The organism is Pseudomonas sp. FW300-N1A1 (assembly GCF_058789115.1).
In genome coordinates this window covers 24,291-41,712 of sequence record NZ_JBYTBK010000034.1, presented here as the reverse complement: position 1 = coordinate 41,712, position 17,422 = coordinate 24,291, and the positions used below count along the sequence as shown (strand labels likewise).

Here is a 17,422-nt window from a genome sequence, read left to right as displayed (position 1 = left end):
CAGGCTGTTGGACCACAGGGGATGGCGAACGATCCTTCCCCGGGCACTCTGAACGCGCTTCGAGGTCAACCGCTCAGCAGCCCTGAATGGACTGCTGATCACGCTCCGGCAGGCGCTGACCAGGCCGGGCCGGGCCCGGTGGTCGGAGGAAATGCCCCTGTAAGATGTTTTGTGGGTGACCCAAGATTGGGAGAGTCGTCATGCGCGCCATGGTTCTGCATACCCCCGGCCAGCCGTTGCAACTGCAGGAGCGACCGATTCCGAAACCTGGCGTGCAGCAACTGCTGATCAAGGTCCAGGCGTGCGGCGTGTGTCGCACCGACCTGCATCTGCTGGACGGCGAGCTGCCGCAAGCGGTACTGCCGCGGGTACCGGGTCATGAAATCGTCGGCGAAGTGACAGCGGTGGGGGCTGACGTTCCGCCCGGCTGGATCGGCCTACGGGTAGGCGTTCCGTGGCTCGGCTGGACCTGCGGCCAGTGCACGTTCTGCACGTCGGGTCGGGAGAACCTCTGCGATCAGGCACAGTTCACCGGTTGTCATCTGGACGGTGGTTACGCCGAGTACACCGTTGCCGACTGGCGCTACTGTTTCCCTATCCCCGAAACGCTGTCGGCCACCCATGCCGCTCCGCTGCTGTGTGCCGGGCTGATCGGCTTTCGTGCCTTGCAAATGGCCAAGGGCGCCCACCACCTGGGCCTCTATGGCTTCGGTGCGGCCGCGCACCTGGCGATCCAGGTGGCGCGCGGTCGAGGGCAACAGGTCTATGCCTTCACCCGACCCGATGACAGCGAAGGCCAGGCCTATGCCCGATCCCTGGGAGCCACGTGGGCCGGCCCCTCGGATCAGCCCCCGCCGCATTTGCTCGATGCCAGCCTGATCTTTGCCCCGGTCGGCGCGCTGGTGCCCCAGGCCCTGGAAGTCACGGTCAAGGGCGGCTGCGTGATTTGCGCCGGGATCCACATGAGCGACATCCCCGGGTTTCCCTATCGGTTGCTGTGGGGCGAGCGCAGCGTCCGGTCAGTGGCGAACCTGACCCGCGAAGACGGTATCGCGTTCTTTGAAGAACTGCAGCACACCCCCGTGCAGTGCGACGTCACCTGGTTTGCCTTGCAGGACGCCAATGACGCGCTGACGTGCCTGAGGGCTGGCCACTTCAAGGGCGCGGTCGTGCTCACCCCCTGACGCCCGCCGCCCGTGGATTGCTCGGGAGCGACTACGACCTCATGGGTTTTCAACGACTTACAAGTCGAACCTGTCCACCGCTCGACGCCGCTCATTGTCGTCCCGCACATCGTAGTTGGCGGTGGTCTGGATGTTGGCGTGGTGCGCCAGTTTCTGGGCAATCGACAGGTCGTGCTCTTCGATCACCCGGGTAATGAATGAGCGCCGGAAGTCGTGGGGCATGATCTTTACCCCGACCTGCGCCCCCCGCTGCCGGGCAATGTAGTAGATCGCATGCTTGGTAATGCGCTCGCGGGAGATGTGGCTGCCACGGCGGATTCGGTTGAACAGAAAGCCGTCGTCTTCCTGCCCCTCGGGCAACAACGAACGGCGCAACTCAAGCCAGGCCTCGAGTTTGGCGAACGCCCAGCTCGGGGCATACTTGATCAACTGTTTATTGCCCTTGCCCATGACCTGCAGGCTGCGCTCGGAGAAGTCGACCTGTGCCAGGTCCAGGTTCACCGACTCTGACTTGCGCATCCCGGAACCGTACAGGATTGCAATGATCGCCGCGTCCCGAAGGCCTTGTGGCCGTGGATCGGCGGCGCAGACCGCCATCAGGTCGTGGATCAGCGTGCGCTTGAGGTTGCGTCCTTGAGACAGGCGCGTGCCGGAAATCCCCTTGACCGAGCGTATTTTCAACAACTGTTCCTGACTGATCAGGCTCAGGCGCCAGGCCTCATTCATCACCCCACGTAGCGCATTGACGTAGAGCGACGAGGTATTGGGCGCGTAGCCGTCCTGGCGTAATGCCGCCACCAGGGCAATCACGTCTTCGGACTGCAGTTGGTGCCAGGGGATCTCTTCGATGTTCAGCTCGTCGAACCCCAGGCGATCGGCAGCGTCCTGTAGCACATAACGCAGGGTCTGCTGGCTCGAGGGGGCGAGGCGCTTGAGGTACAGCGTCAGCGGGTTGGGGCGCGGGGCGTTCATATCGGGTAAATCAGACAAACTGGAGGGGCCTTTGATGTGAGTTGTTCCGCAGATTTTAGCCATGTATGAAGGAGATTAATAATCGAAGTCGACAACCGTAGCGGCTATCGTCTTCTTTTACCCAGTACAGATGTAAGACATTTCTGATTTGAGCACTGCCCATGCCCGAACGCTGAACATTTGCTGTAAACCTTCACGTTATACGGCTTGCTCACCGTTTTTTCATGTCGTTTTCACAAAATCACGCTTACTCTCAGCGCACCCGAAACCAGTCACTCGCAATCGACAATCCGTCGATAGCACAGAACATAGCCAATTAATGTACTTTTTCATGATCATCAGCTAAACCATTGATATGGTTTCTATTCATTAACCTGTAAAAGCCAAAAAACATCTACTCGGTCGCGGCTCGATGCGGACTCGAAGAAGATAACGACTGCTGATAATTACGGACCCAACGCCCCCATGACCCAGGAATTTCTGCCCTTTTCTCGCCCAAGTATCGGCGCTGAAGAAATGGCTGCCGTGGAGCAGGTATTGCGCTCTGGCTGGATTACCACCGGACCGAAGAACCAGGAACTTGAGCAGCAGTTTGCCCGGTACGTGGGCTGCGAGCACGCTGTCGCGCTGTCGTCGGCCACCGGCGGCATGCATGTCACCCTGCTGGCGCTGGGGATCGGCCCTGGCGATGAAGTGATCACACCCTCGCAAACCTGGGTATCCACCGCCAACATCATCTGTTTGCTCGGCGCGACCCCGGTCTTCGTCGACGTCGACCGCGATACCTTGATGGCCGATGTCGAGGCCATCGCAGCGGCCATTACCCCGCGCACCAAGGCCATTGTTCCGGTGCATTACGCCGGGGCGGCCTTCGACCTCGATCCGCTCTATGCACTGGGGGACCGGCACGGTATCCCGATCATCGAAGACGCCGCCCATGCGGCCGGCACCCGTTATCGCGGGCGGGCCGTGGGGGGCCGGGGCACGGCGATCTTCTCCTTTCATGCCATCAAGAACATGACCTGTGCCGAAGGGGCAATGTTCGTCAGCGACAACAAAGCGCTGGCCGACCGGGTACGCATGCTCAAGTTTCATGGCCTGGGCGTGGACGCATATGACCGCCTGACCCACGGCCGCAAGCCCCAGGCGCAGGTGGTCGAGCCAGGTTTCAAATACAACCTGGCCGACATCAATGCCGCCATTGCCCTGGTGCAACTGCAACGCCTGGACGAGATCAACGCCAGGCGCACGACCCTGGCACACACCTATCTGCAACGCCTGAAGGCGCTGCCGGTGCAGCCACTGAGTATTCCTGCCTATCCGCAACAGCATGCCTGGCACCTGTTTATCCTGCGCATCGACCCGGAGCGCTGCGGCATGGACCGCGAAACATTCATGCAAGCGTTGCAGGAACAAAACATCGGCACCGGCATCCATTTCATCGCCACGCATCTGCACACCTATTACCGTCAGCGTTTCCCAGGCATCCACCTGCCCAACACCGAATGGAACTCGGCACGCCTGTGTTCGATCCCGCTGTTCCCCGACATGACCTGCGATGATGCCGACCGCGTCATCGGTGCTATTGAAAACATTCTGGATCCACGCCCTTGAAGCCTTATCCGATTAACTGCGTATCGATCGTTATCCCGGTCTACAACGAACAAGACAGCCTGCCCGAGTTACTGCGTCGTACCGAAGCCGCCTGCCAGCAACTGACCCACGACTATGAAATCGTCATGGTCGACGACGGCAGCCGCGACGACTCGGCGCAACTGCTCGAGGAAGCCGCTGGACGCGAAGGCAGCGCCGTGGTGGCCGTCATCCTCAATCGCAACTACGGGCAACACGCCGCGATCATGGCCGGCTTCGAACAATGCAAAGGCGACCTGGTGATTACCCTGGATGCCGATCTGCAGAATCCGCCGGAAGAAATCCCGCGCCTGGTCGCAGAGGCCGAACTGGGTTACGACGTGGTCGCCACCGTGCGCAACAATCGCCAGGACTCGGCCCTGCGCCGCTATCCGTCGAAGCTGATCAACCTGGCGGTGAAACGCTCGACGGGCGTGGCCATGACCGATTACGGCTGCATGCTGCGGGCGTACCGGCGCACGGTGGTCGATGCCATGCTGGCCTGCCGCGAGCGCAGTACCTTCATTCCGATCCTGGCCAACAGCTTTGCCCGCCACACCACCGAGATACCGGTACAGCACGCCGAGCGCGAGCACGGTGAATCGAAGTACAGCCCGATGCGCCTGATCAACCTGATGTTCGACCTGATCACCTGCATGACCACCACCCCGCTCCGCTTGCTGAGCATCATCGGCTTCGGCATGGCGGCGCTGGGCATGCTGTTCGCCTTGATGCTGATTATCCTGCGCCTGGCCTTTGGCGCGCAGTGGGCGGGCGGCGGCACCTTCGTGCTGTTTGCCGTGCTGTTCGTGTTCACCGGTGGCCAGTTCATCGGCATGGGGCTTTTGGGCGAGTACCTGGGGCGCATGTATGGCGACGTCCGGGCCCGTCCACGGTTCTTCATCGAAAAAGTCTTGCGCCAGCAACCTGCCAAGCCGGCTCCCGCTGTCACTGTCGACGGTTTGACTTCCACCTCTTGCGATCAGGTTTGACCATGAATTCAAAAGCTGTTGTTTTCGCCTATCACGACATCGGCTGTGCGGGCATCCAGGCCCTGCTCGACACTGGCCTGGAGATTGCCGCGGTGTTCACTCACGCCGACGACCCGAAGGAAAACACCTTCTACGGCTCGGTCGCGCAGTTGTGTGCCCGCAAAGGCATCACGGTGCATGCACCGGATGACGTCAACCACCCGCTGTGGGTCGAGCGCATCGCCAAGCTCAACCCCGATTATCTGTTCTCCTTCTATTACCGCAACCTGCTGAGCGAAGCCCTGCTGGCCACCGCCGGCAAAGGCGCGTACAACCTGCACGGCTCGCTCCTGCCTGCGTACCGCGGCCGTGCGCCGGCCAACTGGGTGCTGGTCAATGGCGAAACGGAAACCGGCGTGACCCTGCACCGCATGGTCAAGCGTGCGGATGCCGGCGCCATCGTGGCCCAGCAACCTGTTGCCATCGAGCGCACAGACACCGCCCTGACCCTGCACGGCAAGCTGCGTGACGCGGCCGCAAGCCTGCTGCGCGACACCCTGCCGCCACTGATCCAGGACCGCCTCACTGAAACCGTCCAGGATGAGTCCAGGGCCACGGTGTTCGGTCGCCGTACCCCGGCAGACGGCAAACTGGTCTGGAAAAAACCGGCTGAAGAGCTGTTCAACCTGGTTCGTGCCGTTACCCAGCCGTACCCGGGGGCGTTCTGCGACGTCGGCGAGCACAAGCTGATCGTCTGGAGCGCCGAGGTTGCCAGGGGCAATGAAGGTCAGGCACCGGGCCGGGTGATCAGCGTCGACCCGCTGCGTATTGCCTGCGGCGAAGACTCGCTGGTGATCACGTCCGGCCAGCGCAACGATAACGGCCTGTTCCTCAGCGGCCCTCAACTAGCCGACGAACTGGGCCTGGTGGACGGTTCGGTGCTGCGTGGCGCCGAGTCGGGCCGTGCCCCGCGCCGCACACGGGTGCTGATCCTGGGCGTCAACGGCTTCATCGGCAACCACCTGTCCGAGCGCCTGCTGCGTGACGGCCGATACGAAGTCTATGGCCTGGACATCGGCTCCGACGCCATCGAGCGCCTGCGCAGCCATCCGAACTTCCACTATGTCGAAGGCGATATCAGCATTCACTCCGAGTGGATCGAGTACCACATCAAGAAGTGCGACGTGGTGCTGCCACTGGTGGCCATTGCCACCCCCATCGAATACACCCGCAACCCGCTGCGCGTGTTCGAACTGGACTTCGAAGAGAACCTGAAACTGGTTCGCTACTGCGTCAAGTACAACAAGCGCGTGATCTTCCCTTCGACTTCCGAAGTCTATGGCATGTGTCAGGACCGGAACTTCGACGAGGACAGCTCCAACCTGGTGGTCGGCCCCATCAACAAGCAGCGCTGGATCTACTCGGTCTCCAAGCAACTGCTGGACCGGGTGATCTGGGCGTATGGCCAGAAAGGCCTGAACTTCACCTTGTTCCGTCCTTTCAACTGGATGGGACCGCGCCTGGACCGCCTGGATTCGGCACGGATCGGCAGTTCCCGGGCGATCACCCAGCTGATTCTCAACCTGGTGGAAGGCACGCCCATCCGCCTGTTCGACGGCGGCGAACAAAAGCGCTGCTTCACCGACATCGCCGACGGTGTCGAAGCCCTGGCGAGGATCATCGACAATGAGAACGACGCCTGTAACGGGCAGATCATCAACATCGGCAATCCAGACAACGAAGCCAGCATTCGTCAATTGGGTGAGGAGTTGCTGCGTCAGTTCGAGGCCCACCCGTTGCGTGCCAACTTCCCGCCGTTCGCTGGTTTCCGCGACGTCGAGAGCAAGGCGTTCTACGGCACTGGCTATCAGGACGTGTCGCACCGCAAGCCAAGCATCCAGAACGCCAAGCGACTGCTGGACTGGACCCCAACCGTTGAGATGAGCGAAACCATCGGCAACACGCTGGACTTCTTCCTGCGCGAAGCCATGCTCGAAATCGCGGACCAGCGTTGATGCAGGCAGGTCTTCGAATCGATGTCGACACCTACCGGGGCACTCGTGATGGAGTGCCCCGGCTGCTGGACATGCTCGACGAAGCACAGGTCAAGGCAACGTTTTTCTTCAGCGTTGGCCCGGACAACATGGGGCGCCACCTGTGGCGCCTGATCCGCCCGCAGTTTCTCTGGAAAATGCTGCGCTCCAACGCGGCGGGCCTGTACGGGTGGGACATTCTGCTGGCCGGTACCGCCTGGCCGGGCAAGCCCATCGGCCGTGACCTGGGGCACCTGATGCGCCAGACCCTTGCCGCCGGTCACGAGGTAGGGTTGCACGCCTGGGATCACCACGGCTGGCAAGCCAATGCCGGACGCTGGAGCGATGCACAGCTGATTGAGCAGGTTCGCCGGGGCGTAGATACCCTCAGCGATATTCTCGGCCAGGCCGTGGACTGTTCCGCCGCGGCCGGATGGCGCGCTGACGAGCGGGTCATCGAGGCCAAGCAGCGCGTTGGCTTTCGCTACAACAGTGACTGTCGCGGGCAGGGCCTGTTCTTGCCGCAGCTGGCCGATGGCAGCCCGGGGACACCGCAAATTCCGGTCGACTTGCCCACCTTCGATGAAGTGGTCGGGCCACACGTGACCGTTGAAGGCTTCAACTCATTCATTCTTGATCGGTTCAGCCCCTCCAGGCTGAACGTCTACACGATACATGCAGAGGTAGAAGGGATTCTGATGGCCAACCATTTCCGTCAATTGCTGGTGGATGCCCGAACACGCGATATCCGCTTCCAGCCACTGGGTCAGTTGTTGCCGGCCGACCCCGCCATCCTGCCCCGGGGACGCGTGTTGCGCGGCGCGCTAGAGGGTCGTGAAGGCTGGCTGGGAGTGCAGGGACAATGACCAGACGCTGGGCCCTGCCCTTGTTGTTACTGGCGTTCGGCGTGTTTTTCCTGTTGCCGATGGCCACCCATGGCCTGTGGATTCCGGACGAAACCCGTTACGCGCAAATCAGCCAGGAAATGATGCTGAGCGGCCACTGGGCTTCACCCCACTTCATGGGCATTCGTTATTTCGAGAAGCCGGTCGCCGGCTATTGGATGATGGCCATCGGCCAGGCGGTGTTTGGCGACAATCTGTTCGGCGTGCGCGTGGCCTCGGCCTTGAGTACCGGCCTGAGCGTGTTGCTGGCGTATTTCATTGCCCGCCGCGTGTGGAATGACCCGCGCAAGAGCTTCACCTGTGCCCTGCTCTACATGAGCCTGTGCGTGGTGGTCGGCCAAGCCGGGTACGCCAACCTGGACCCGCAGTTCACCTTGTGGGTCAACCTGAGCCTGGTGGCGCTGTGGTTCGCCATCGACAGCCAGACCCGTAGTGCGCGCCTGGGGTTCTGGGCGCTGCTGGGCCTGGCCTGTGGCATGGGCTTCATGACCAAGGGTTTTCTCGCCTGGCTGCTGCCGGTGCTGGTCGCCCTGCCCTACATGGTCTGGCAAAAACGCCTGCGCGAGCTGCTGGTCTACGGCCCAGTGGCGATGGTGGTTGCCGTGCTGATCAGCCTGCCGTGGGCCTTGACCGTTCACGCCCAAGAGCCGGATTACTGGCGTTTCTTCTTCTGGCACGAGCATATCCGCCGATTTGCCGGCGAAGATGCCCAGCACGCCGAGCCCTGGTGGTACTACCTGCCATTGCTGGTGGCGTTCAGCCTGCCCTGGGCGGCCCTGCTGCCTGCTGCGCTCAAACAAGCCTGGCAGAGCCGTCGCCAGGCGAGCATCGGCTTCCTGCTGCTCTGGCTGCTGTTGCCATTGGCCTTCTTCAGCCTGAGCAAGGGCAAGCTGCCGGCCTACATCTTTCCCTGCCTGTTGCCATTGGCCTTGTTGATGGGCCATGTGCTGGTCGATCGCCTCGCGAGCCGGCAGACCCGTGCCATCAGCCTGAACGGTGCGCTGAACCTGGCGCTGGGTGTGCTGGTGCTGATAGCGCTGGTCTACTTTCAATTGAAAAAGCCGCTCTACAGCGACGAACCCGAGCACCTGGTACTGGTGTTCATCGCCCTGGCCGGCTGGATCCTCGCCAGCACACTGCAAGCCTTGCGCCCGTTGCAGTGCTGGGCTGCGCCGGCCCTGGGCAGTTGGCTGTTCGTGGCGCTGATCCCGGCCGCCCTGCCCAACTCGGTGGTCTATAACAAGATGCCGGACCAATTCATCATCGATCACGCCCAGGAGCTTGGCCAGGCCAGTCGCTTGCTGAGCAATGACCTGGGCGCCGCCTCGGCCCTGGCCTGGCGACTCAAGCGACCGGACGTGGCGTTGTACAACACCGTAGGCGAAGTGAAATATGGCCTGGCTTATCCTGACACCCTGCATCGCCGGGTCGACTTTCTCAAGGTTCCCCAATGGATGGCCGAAGCCCGCCGACAGGGTTCGGTGGGCGTGGTGATGCGGATCAACGGCAAGGAGCACTACGAAATCGACATGTTGCCCCAGGACTTCAAGCGTTATGACCAGGGCAATCTGGTGATCCTGATCTTCCCCCAGAGTCAGCCATGAGCCTGTTGCTGATCGTGCTTGCCTGCCTGCTGACCTGCCTGGGCCAGGTCGCCCAGAAGTATGCGGTGGAAAGCTGGCGTGGCCAGGTGTCGGGGGTGATCGACAAACTCTTCTCGCCGTGGCTGTGGCTGGCGTTGCTGAGCCTGGGCGGCGGGCTGCTGGTGTGGCTGCTGGTGCTGCAGCGGCTGGACGTCGGCGTCGCCTACCCGATGCTCAGCCTCAATTTCGTATTGATTACCCTGATCGCTCGCTTCGTCTTCCACGAAGCCATCGATCGCCGGCACTGGATCGGCGTGGCCCTGGTGATTGCCGGTGTCGTGCTGCTGGGGAGGCACGCATGAGCCTGGGTCGCGGCATCGGTTTTGCCATGGGCAGCGTGCTGTTGGTCAGCGCGGCCCAACTGGGCATGCGCTGGAGCATGAGCCACCTGCCCTTGCCGGCGCAGTGGCTGTCTGCACTGAACAGTGGCACGGTCGACCCGCTGGCAGTCGCCGTGGTGCTGGCCTCGATCATGGCTTACGCACTGTCCATGCTCTGCTGGCTCATGGCATTGCGTGACCTGCCTCTGGGACGGGCCTATTCGCTGCTCAGTATCAGTTATGCCCTGGTGTATCTGCTGGCCGCCAGCCTGCCCCTGTTCAACGAGCCGCTCAGTCTCTCCAGGACCCTGGGGGTGGCACTGGTCATCCTCGGGGTCATCACCATCAACTCTCGCGGTATCCACACCCCAATCGTCAGGAAGACTCCATGAAAATCAGTGTCATTGGTAGTGGCTACGTCGGCCTTGTACAAGCTGCCGTGCTGGCCGAAGTGGGTCACGATGTGGTCTGCATGGACATCGATCAGCAAAAGATCGCGTTGTTGCAACAAGGCCATGTGAGCATTTTCGAACCCGGGCTGGCCAACCTGGTCCGTGAAGGCCTGGAAAGCGGGCGCCTGCTGTTCACCACCGACGAGGAACAGGCGGTCCAGCATGGCCAGGTATTGTTCATTGCCGTGGGCACGCCCTCCGGGGAGGATGGCTCGGCCGACTTGCGCTATGTGTTGTCGGTGGGCGACGCCGTGGCCCGACACCGCGAGCTGCCCTTGATCGTGGTGGAAAAATCCACCGTGCCGGTGGGCACCGGCGATACCCTGCGGACCCATATCGACAGCCGGTTGCACAGCCACGGGCGCATCCTGCAGTTCGATATCGTGTCCAACCCCGAGTTTCTCAAGGAAGGCTCGGCCGTCGCCGACTGCCGCCGTCCGGACCGCATCGTCATCGGGTCCGACAGCGAAGCGGTACGCGAGGTCATGCGTGACCTCTATGCGCCCTTCAACCGCAACCACGACCGCATCATGTTCATGGACCTGCGCAGCGCCGAACTGACCAAGTACGCCGCCAACTGCATGCTGGCGACCAAGATCAGCTTCATCAACCAGATCGCCGAACTGGCCGAGCACCTGGGTGCGGACATCGAATCCGTGCGCCTGGGGATCGGCGCCGACCAACGGATCGGCTACCACTTCATCTACCCCGGCTGTGGTTATGGCGGCTCGTGCTTCCCCAAGGACATGCGCGCGCTGATCCACAGTGCCGAGCAAGCCAACTGTTCCAGTGACCTGCTGCAAGCGGTCGAAGCGATCAACGAGCGTCAGAAACACAAATTGTTCGAGCGTATCAAAGCCTTCTACAACGGTGACCTGGCAGGCAAGACCTTTGCCCTGTGGGGACTGGCGTTCAAACCCAACACCGACGACATGCGCGATGCGCCGAGCCGGGTGCTGATGGAGTCGCTGTGGGCAGCAGGCGCGACGGTGCGGGCGTTCGACCCGGAAGCCATGCAAGAGACGCAGAACCTGTACCCGAACGAAGCACGACTGATGCTCATGGGCACCCCGGAATCCGTGCTCAAGGAAGCAGACGCATTGATCATCTGCACCGAATGGCAGCAGTTCAAGGCACCGGACTTCGATCTGATCCAGCAACGCCTCAACGCCCCGGTGATCTTCGACGGACGCAACCTGTATGACGTCGAACGCCTGGCGCGCAAAGGCTTCCAGTACTTTCCGATGGGCCGGGGCGAATCGCGCAACCTGCCCGTTTGCGCACAGCCATCACTTGCGACGCCTGCCGTGGTCGAGAAGACGGCATAGAACCTGGCCACGACCTCCCGGTGCTACGTTGCCGAACAGCCATACCTCATTATTAATGCACTTAATGCTCATTAATATGAATTTGTCAGTGGCCGGCCAGACCGGCAGACTGCGCCGGTTCCTCCCCCAAATGGTGGAACTCTTGAAGGGCTTTCTGGTGACCCAGACAAGCCCTTTTTTTTGCCTGCCCTCTGCCACTGGACCGTTCTGCCCATGTTTGCTCGCTGGATCCCCGCTGCCATCAACACCCGTCCTTCAGAATGGAGCCGTGCCGCCATCGGCATGTCCCTGGGCACACTGCTGAGCGTCTGGCTCTGCGGCCAGGTATTCGGCATGGACGTGGCCATGCACCTGATCGGGCCCCTGGGAGCATCGGCTGTATTGCTCTTTGCCGTGTCGTCCGGCGCACTGGCCCAGCCCTGGTCGATCCTGGGCGGATACCTGTGTGCCGGAGTGGTAGCACTGTTGGTGGCCCATGTGCTTGGACGGACCCTGGGCAGCGCGTGCCTGGCGGCCGGCACAGCGTTGATGCTGATGTGCTGGCTGCGTTGCCTGCATCCGCCGGCCGGTGCGCTGGCCTTGCTGATGGTGGTGGCGGACCCGGCGACCATCGCCCTGGACTGGAAAGCACTCGCGCCGGTGATGTTGAGTGCGGCCACCTTGTTGCTCAGTGCCCTGGTCTACAACAACCTGACCCGTATTCGCTACCCCAAGCGGCCCGCCGAACCGGTGTCCCGGGTGCCGGCGGATCACCCGCCCGTCGACAGCCAGGCAATCACCGCACAAGACCTGAAAGCGGCGCTGGCGGACCTGGAGGCCTTCTTCGATGTGACCCCCGAGGACCTTGAACAACTGATCCATGCCAGCGAACGGCACGCCAAGCGCCGCAGTATCGGTGAAGTGTTCGGCAATAAGGCCTGACACCGCCAACGGCACGGCCAGGCGCTATTCCTCAGGCCGCCGTCTGCTGCCGAGCCGGTACCGCCAGGCTCACCGCTCGCACCGAGGCACCGGTACACAAGCCTAGCGCCTGGGCGGTTTGCGCATCGACAATCAATGTCCCGGCGGCGATTCGCGCAGGTGCCGCGGTAATCCGGCACTCGGCCAATTGCCGATTGTGGATCAGGTAGACTTCGGCCCCCTCCCCTGGCGTGCCAATGCTCAGTTGCAATACCTGACTATCGCGTACCGCTCGGATCTGTCCTGTCGCGCATTCGATCAGCGGACCGCCGTCGAAGATATCGATGAAATCCCGGTGTTCAAAACCCTCCGCCTTGAGCATGCCCAACGCCGGTTCGGTGTTGGGATGAACCCGACCGATCACTGATCGCGCGCTCTCGGGCAGCAGGCACGTGGGTAACGGGAACTTGGGCATCAGTTCGGCAATGAAGGTTTTGTTACCAAGGCCAGTGAGGTAGTCGGCGTCGGCAAAATCCATCTTGAAAAAATGCCGTCCCAGACCTTCCCAGAAGGGTGATACGCCCTCTTCGTCGGAGTAGCCGCGCATTTCCGCGATAACCTTTTCGCCAAAGTGCTGACGAAACTCGGCGAGAAACAGAAACCGTGCCTTGGACAACAGGCGACCGTTGAGGCCGGCGCGGTGCTCGGCATGCAAGAACAACGAACACAGCTCCGAATGCCCGGTCATGTCGTTCCCCAGGAACAGCGTCGGTAATTGCTGATTGATCCCCAGGTTCCTGGACGCGGCGACAAACAGGCCCAGGCGATAGTTGTACCAGGGCTCCCGCAGGCCGACAGCGCCAGCCAGCGCGCAGATTCCAATCACCTCTCCCTGATCGCTCTCCAGTACAAACAGATAATCGGCATCAGCGCGTTCAGCCACGCCGGCAAAGGTTCTCGCCGCCCACTCCAGACGCTGGCGCAAACGTCCCGCATCAGCGGGCAAGGTGGTCAAACCGGTGCCTGCACTATGAGCCAGGGCCAGCAATGCCGGCAGATCATTGGGTCTCGCAGGACGAACGATCATCACATGCACTCCTTGGCAGCCGGATACGCCTGCTGGGCCTTGGGCAGAAAAACCTCCGCCAACATGCAGCGGGCACTCCCTCCGCCCACCCGTTCGATGGTGTCGATGTTCACGGGCAACGGTGTGGTGTAAGCCTCGATGAGCCGACGCTGAGCCGCATTGAGGGAACGCCAGGCAGTGCGCGACATCACCAACAGCGGCTCACCTGCCGCCGTGTGGACTTGCAGCATGTTGCCAGCGTAAGACTCCAGCTGCTCCCAACCCAGCGCGATAACCTGCTTGCCGCTGTCTTCCAGGCGTGAACGCAGTGCTCGGGCTTGCGCTGGCTCAGTCACGCAAGCCAGGCAGGCCACGGCCAGTTCCGTACCGACGCTCATCATGACGTTGGTGTGATAGATCGCGACACCCTGGCGATCGACCGCGTTGAATGCACACAACTCATAACCCAGATGGCTGACCACTTGATCCAGTGCATGGGCGTGGGTGCGCGTGGAGTAGCCGGCGTAGCAAATCCGCGCCTGACGGTCCAGCACCATACTGCCCGTGCCCTCGAGGAACACGTCCTGCAGTTCAAGGGCCGTGAGGTCCAGCAGGTGCTCGACCCGGTATTCGTTGTGCAACAGATCCAGCACCCCCTTGTCCCGTTCCAGCCGACGGTTATGGCCTTGCATCGGATACAACACCAGTGTGCCGTCGGGGTGACTGCTCCACCAGTTGTTGGGGAAAATCGAGTCCGGGGTATGGGGGGCATCGCGGTCATCGTGGACGATCACCTCCACAGCGTGATCGCGTAGCGCAGCGACGTAACCGTCGAACTCCTGCAAGGCTTGGCGCTGGACGTCCTCCGACGCGGCCGCCGGGCGCTGGAAACGGTTGTTCGCCGCCGTATCCTGATTGAAGGAGAAACGTGTCGGGCGAATCATCAAAACGGTATTGGTGGTTTGCATGGGCACAGGTTCAATGAGGGTTGAGAGGTGCTCATTGTCTGTTTCACTGCGCAGAAAACCCGGCTGATAAGCAGCACGACAGTGTTGAAAATGGCTGAAAACCCAGGGGCTTTCAGCCGATTTGGCGGGATGAAAACAGGAAGGGATTGGGCGTTGCAGACCGTCACCACACTCAGCCTGGCAGCGCCCCCGATGGGCGCTTCAGGCTGAGGGACAATGCCTGCGTTCCCTCGTGTGCGTGGGAGCGCCCAGGTCTCTACGACGAGGTTTTGACCATCGCCAGCTCTGGGTGACTGACCAGTTTGTCGATATGCAGGTCCGGATCATCGAACCAGACTTCGGTCAGCACCCGGTAGTGCTCCATGTCACGGCAGCGCATCCGCAGACTGTAATCGAAGGCTCCGCTGATCAATTGGCATTCCAGTACCTGCGGGCAAGCACGCACCTTGGCCTCGAACGCCTTTTGTGCAGCACGCCCACTCTGGTTCGACAGCGCCACCAGCACCAGCAACGACAAGCCCGGTGTCAGTTTCTTTTCGTCGAGGATAGCCCCATAACCCCGAATCACCCCGAGCTGTTCGAGCTTTCGCACCCGCTCCAGGCAAGGCCTGGGCGTCAGGTGCACGCGCTCGGAAAGCTTTTGATACGTGATGCGCCCGTCGTGACGCAGCACCTCGATGATGGCCTGATCGATACGATCAAGCACGATCGTCAGATCACGGATATCCGCCATGTACGTCTTGCCTCACTTCAAACGGCCCGATAGAAATTGCTGTAAACGTTCACTCTTCGGCTGGTCGAGAATCGTCGCATCGCCCTGCTCCTCGACCTTGCCTTGATGCAGGAACAGCACTTGACTGGAAACCTGCCGGGCAAAACCCATTTCGTGAGTCACCATCAACATGGTCCGCCCCTCCTCGGCCAGTGCCTGAATCACCTTCAACACTTCACCCACCAACTCCGGGTCCAGGGCTGATGTCGGCTCATCGAACAACAGGATCTGTGGCTCCACCGCCAATGCTCGCGCAATCGCCACCCGTTGCTGCTGGCCACCCGACAGAAACGCCGGGTATTGCTCGGCCACCCGCTGGGGCAGGCCGACCTTGTCCAGATACGCCCGGGCGCTGGTTTCGGCGTCCTTGCGGGCGACACCCAGCACTTTGCAGGGCGCCAGCATGATGTTCTCCAGCACGGTCAAATGACTCCACAGGTTGAAGTGCTGAAACACCATGGCCAGTCGTGTGCGCAAGCGCTGCAACTGTGCCGGATTGGCGACCCGCATGCCACCTGCCGCCTGGCGGGTGACAATGCGCTCGCCATCCAGCTCAATGGCCCCCTCGTCCGCGCGTTCCAGAAAATTGATGCATCGCAGCATGGTGCTTTTGCCCGAGCCGCTGGCGCCGATCATGCTCACCACATCCCCGGCCCGCGCGTTCAAAGAGACGCCCTTGAGCACTTCGTTGTCACCAAAACGTTTATACAGATTTTCAACCGTGAGTTTGTACATGCTTGCACTCCTGAAGCGGCGTCTGCGTCGACGCCGCTCTGGACAAAAATGAGGTGAGTGATTCAGTGCGCCGGCCCGAGGAAGCCCAGCCAGCGTTTCTCCGCCAGGCGGAATCCGCCGACCAGGGCGAATGACAACCCCAGGTACAGCAAACCGGCGATGCCAAACGCCTGAAACGTCATGAAGGTGGCGGCGTTGGCATCCCGGGCAACTTTCAGAATGTCCGGGATGGTCGCGGTGAAGGCCACGGACGTGGCGTGCAGCATCAGAATCACTTCGTTGCTGTAGTACGGCAGTGCGCGGCGCAGGGCCGATGGCAGGATCAGCTGCAGGTGCAGCCGCCAGCCGCTCAAGCCATAGGCGTGCGCCGCTTCGATTTCGCCGTAGGGAATGCTGCGAATCGCCCCGGCGAATATCTCCACGGTGTAGGCACAGGTGTTGAGGGTGAACGCCAGCAAGGTGCAGTTCATGGCATCGCGGAAGAAGGCTTCCAGCAGCGGCTGATCGCGCACCGCCGCAATGCCGTAGATCCCGCTGTAGCAAATCAGCAGTTGGATATACAGCGGCGTACCGCGAAATACATACGTGAACAACTGGACCGGCCAGCGCAACAACGCCCAGCGCGAGGTACGCATGATCGCCAGTGGCAACGACAGGCAAAAGCCAAGGACGATACTCGCCACCAGCAACCACAGGGTCATGGCCAGGCCGGTGAACGTCTCACCGTCGCTGAACAGGAAGGGCCTCCAGTACTCGGCAATCAATTCAATCATCGCGCCATCCCCCGTACCCCTTGGTTGTAGCGGCGCTCAAGCACGCGCAAGCCATAGTTGGAGGCGCTGGTGATCAGCAGGTACAACGCCGCCGCCATCAGCAGGAAGTCGAGCATGTTGAAGGTACTTTTACCCGCCTCCTGCGCCACTTTGACCAGGTCCGACAAGCCAATGATCGACACCAGCGCCGTGGCCTTGAGCAACACCAGCCAGTTGTTGCCCAGGCTCGGCAAGGCAAAACGCATCATTTGCGGGAACACCACGAAACGAAACCGTTGCCAGCGATTGAGACCGAAACAGGCGGCGGCCTCTTGTTGGCCGCGTGGCACGCTCACAATGGCGCCACGAAAGGTCTCGGTGAAGTACGCGCCGTAGATAAACCCGAGCGTGACGATCCCGGCCAGAAACGGGTCGATCTCCATGTAGGGCCAGCCCATCGCCTCGGTAAGGCTGCTCAACCAGCCTTGCAGGCTGTAGAAGATCAACAGCATCAGCACCAGGTCCGGCACACCGCGAATCAGTGTGGTATAGAGCGTCGCCGGCAGGTTCAGCCACTTCTGCGGCGATAACTTGGCCGCGGCGCCCAGCAACCCCAACACTATGCTGACCAGCAGCGAAAACGCAGAGAGTTTGAGGGTGACCCACGTGCCATGCAGCAACAACGGGCCGTAACCTTGCAGGGTCGAGAGATCGACCCCCAGTAGATTCAGGAGGGAATTCACGCCAGTTACCTGTCTTGTGGCGCCCGCATGTGCGCTGTACCGATGA

At 61.5% G+C, this 17,422-nt stretch carries 17 protein-coding genes; 10 read left to right on the top strand and 7 right to left on the bottom strand.

Going from position 1 to position 17,422, the window contains the following annotated elements:
- Positions 1–200 precede the first annotated feature (200 nt).
- Positions 201–1,184 (top strand): zinc-dependent alcohol dehydrogenase family protein, encoded by a 984-nt coding sequence (locus AC3WQN_RS20165; protein ID WP_103399628.1) that lies wholly within the window; start codon positions 201–203, stop codon positions 1,182–1,184.
- Positions 1,185–1,241: 57 nt separating this feature from the next.
- Here the strand turns inward: AC3WQN_RS20165 and AC3WQN_RS20160 are convergent, their stop codons facing one another.
- On the bottom strand, positions 1,242–2,174 hold the full coding sequence (locus AC3WQN_RS20160; protein ID WP_371918487.1) for a site-specific integrase: 933 nt from the start codon (positions 2,172–2,174) through the stop codon (positions 1,242–1,244).
- A 447-nt stretch (positions 2,175–2,621) separates the two neighbouring features.
- On the opposite strand from AC3WQN_RS20160, the gene arnB reads away from it, so the two are divergent.
- From arnB to AC3WQN_RS20115, 9 genes are all read left to right on the top strand, one after another.
- Positions 2,622–3,770, top strand: coding sequence for a UDP-4-amino-4-deoxy-L-arabinose aminotransferase (arnB, locus tag AC3WQN_RS20155; protein ID WP_103399630.1), 1,149 nt, complete (start codon positions 2,622–2,624; stop codon positions 3,768–3,770).
- Positions 3,767–4,780: an undecaprenyl-phosphate 4-deoxy-4-formamido-L-arabinose transferase gene (gene arnC / locus AC3WQN_RS20150; protein WP_103399631.1), complete on the top strand. Its 1,014-nt coding sequence runs from the start codon at positions 3,767–3,769 to the stop codon at positions 4,778–4,780. The genes arnB and arnC overlap by 4 nt, the downstream gene beginning before the upstream one ends.
- Before the next feature lie 2 nt (positions 4,781–4,782).
- Positions 4,783–6,774, top strand: coding sequence for a bifunctional UDP-4-amino-4-deoxy-L-arabinose formyltransferase/UDP-glucuronic acid oxidase ArnA (gene arnA / locus AC3WQN_RS20145; protein WP_103399632.1), 1,992 nt, complete (start codon positions 4,783–4,785; stop codon positions 6,772–6,774).
- Positions 6,774–7,658 (top strand): 4-deoxy-4-formamido-L-arabinose-phosphoundecaprenol deformylase, encoded by an 885-nt coding sequence (gene arnD, locus AC3WQN_RS20140; RefSeq protein ID WP_103399633.1) that lies wholly within the window; start codon positions 6,774–6,776, stop codon positions 7,656–7,658. Before arnA ends, arnD begins: the two co-directional genes overlap by 1 nt.
- On the top strand, positions 7,655–9,301 hold the full coding sequence (gene arnT / locus AC3WQN_RS20135) for a lipid IV(A) 4-amino-4-deoxy-L-arabinosyltransferase (RefSeq protein WP_103399634.1): 1,647 nt from the start codon (positions 7,655–7,657) through the stop codon (positions 9,299–9,301). Before arnD ends, arnT begins: the two co-directional genes overlap by 4 nt.
- Positions 9,298–9,642 (top strand): 4-amino-4-deoxy-L-arabinose-phosphoundecaprenol flippase subunit ArnE, encoded by a 345-nt coding sequence (gene arnE / locus AC3WQN_RS20130; RefSeq protein ID WP_103399635.1) that lies wholly within the window; start codon positions 9,298–9,300, stop codon positions 9,640–9,642. The genes arnT and arnE overlap by 4 nt, the downstream gene beginning before the upstream one ends.
- Complete coding sequence (gene arnF, locus AC3WQN_RS20125) at positions 9,639–10,052, top strand: 4-amino-4-deoxy-L-arabinose-phosphoundecaprenol flippase subunit ArnF (protein ID WP_103399636.1); 414 nt, start codon at positions 9,639–9,641, stop codon at positions 10,050–10,052. The genes arnE and arnF overlap by 4 nt, the downstream gene beginning before the upstream one ends.
- The gene (locus AC3WQN_RS20120) at positions 10,049–11,440 is read left to right on the top strand and encodes a UDP-glucose dehydrogenase family protein (RefSeq protein WP_103399637.1); all 1,392 of its coding nucleotides are present in this window, start codon (positions 10,049–10,051) and stop codon (positions 11,438–11,440) included. Before arnF ends, AC3WQN_RS20120 begins: the two co-directional genes overlap by 4 nt.
- Before the next feature lie 213 nt (positions 11,441–11,653).
- A complete protein-coding gene (locus AC3WQN_RS20115; protein WP_103399638.1) occupies positions 11,654–12,361 on the top strand; it encodes an HPP family protein in 708 nt (235 codons plus the stop codon).
- A 31-nt stretch (positions 12,362–12,392) separates the two neighbouring features.
- On the opposite strand, the gene astA is transcribed toward AC3WQN_RS20115, so the two are convergent.
- The 6 genes from astA to AC3WQN_RS20085 all read right to left on the bottom strand — a co-directional run bounded on the left by astA (position 12,393) and on the right by AC3WQN_RS20085 (position 17,376).
- Entirely contained in the window at positions 12,393–13,427 is a 1,035-nt protein-coding gene (gene astA / locus AC3WQN_RS20110) for an arginine N-succinyltransferase (RefSeq protein WP_103399639.1), read from the bottom strand.
- Positions 13,427–14,374 (bottom strand): citrulline utilization hydrolase CtlX, encoded by a 948-nt coding sequence (ctlX, locus tag AC3WQN_RS20105; RefSeq protein WP_103399640.1) that lies wholly within the window; start codon positions 14,372–14,374, stop codon positions 13,427–13,429. The genes astA and ctlX overlap by 1 nt, the downstream gene beginning before the upstream one ends.
- Before the next feature lie 256 nt (positions 14,375–14,630).
- Complete coding sequence (locus AC3WQN_RS20100; protein WP_095078984.1) at positions 14,631–15,107, bottom strand: Lrp/AsnC family transcriptional regulator; 477 nt, start codon at positions 15,105–15,107, stop codon at positions 14,631–14,633.
- Between the two features lie 12 nt (positions 15,108–15,119).
- Entirely contained in the window at positions 15,120–15,881 is a 762-nt protein-coding gene (locus AC3WQN_RS20095; RefSeq protein ID WP_103399641.1) for an ABC transporter ATP-binding protein, read from the bottom strand.
- A 62-nt stretch (positions 15,882–15,943) separates the two neighbouring features.
- Positions 15,944–16,654, bottom strand: a complete 711-nt coding sequence (locus AC3WQN_RS20090) for an ABC transporter permease (RefSeq protein ID WP_103399642.1) — start codon at positions 16,652–16,654, stop codon at positions 15,944–15,946.
- On the bottom strand, positions 16,651–17,376 hold the full coding sequence (locus AC3WQN_RS20085; protein ID WP_103399643.1) for an ABC transporter permease: 726 nt from the start codon (positions 17,374–17,376) through the stop codon (positions 16,651–16,653). Before AC3WQN_RS20085 ends, AC3WQN_RS20090 begins: the two co-directional genes overlap by 4 nt.
- Positions 17,377–17,422: the final 46 nt, after the last annotated feature.